The sequence below is a fragment of the Corynebacterium sp. MSK071 genome, assembly GCF_030232125.1.
In the GTDB taxonomy this organism is placed as follows: Bacteria; Actinomycetota; Actinomycetes; order Mycobacteriales; family Mycobacteriaceae; genus Corynebacterium; species Corynebacterium kefirresidentii.
In genome coordinates, this window is sequence record NZ_JASPJA010000041.1 from 1 (window position 1) to 920 (window position 920).

A 920-nucleotide genomic window follows, 5' to 3' on the forward strand; every position below is an offset into this window, starting at 1 on the left:
TCGGGATCGTTTCTCCATCGAGTTCATTTGCGAGACGTTAAACACCCACCGTGTTGGCGGTTTCATCACGTCCCGTGGATACCGCCAATCAAAAGCCCGTGGTATGAGTGCCCGCAGTCTTCGTGACGCTGCTCTAGTCGCGCACATCGCCGAGGTCCATGAAGAAAATTTTAGCGTCTACGGCATCCGTAAGATGTGGCATACTCTGCGCCGTGAAGGAATCGACATTGGCCGTGAGCAGACCGCACGCCTGATGCGTCTTGCTGGAGTCAGAGGCAAAGGTAAAGGTAAGTCTCCTATTACTACCCGCAAGCCGAAGGGACCAGATCTGCGTCCTGATTTAGTTAATCGCAAGTTCAACGCCCCGGCACCGGCCCGATTGTGGGTGGCCGATATTACTTATGTGCGCACTAGAAAAGGATTCGTGTACACCGCTTTTGTTACCGACGTGTTCTCCCGAAGGATCGTCGGGTGGGCACTATCTGATTCAATGCGTACCGAGGCGCTGCCGCTGCAGGCGCTTAATCAGGCGATTGTCAGCGCGAAGGAAACAACGGGGCTGATTCATCATTCAGATCATGGCTCACAGTACGTCAGCATTGTCTACAACGAACGGCTGGCTGAGTATGGAATTGCTGCCTCTACCGGGACAGTAGGAGATTCCTATGACAATGCTTTGGCCGAAAACGTCAACGGTTCCTACAAAAATGAGCTGATTCATCGGCGGTCGTGGGACAGCGTGGTTGACGTGGAGATCGCGACGTTTGAATGGGTTAATTGGTGGAACGAGGTACGGCTTCACCAAAGTCTCGGCTATCGCACGCCAGCTGAGGTTGAGTCAGAGTTTTGGGAAACCAACCCGGCCCAAGAAATAATGGAAATCAAGGCAAATGCCTAGGAACAAAACCCGGGACACTTCA

At 52.9% G+C, this 920-nt stretch carries 1 protein-coding gene; it reads left to right on the top strand.

The window, feature by feature from the left end; genetic code table 11:
- Positions 1–898, top strand: an 898-nt coding sequence (locus QP990_RS12105; protein WP_284799415.1) for an IS3 family transposase, incomplete at its 5' end; no start/stop codon positions are given.
- Positions 899–920 lie beyond the last annotated feature (22 nt).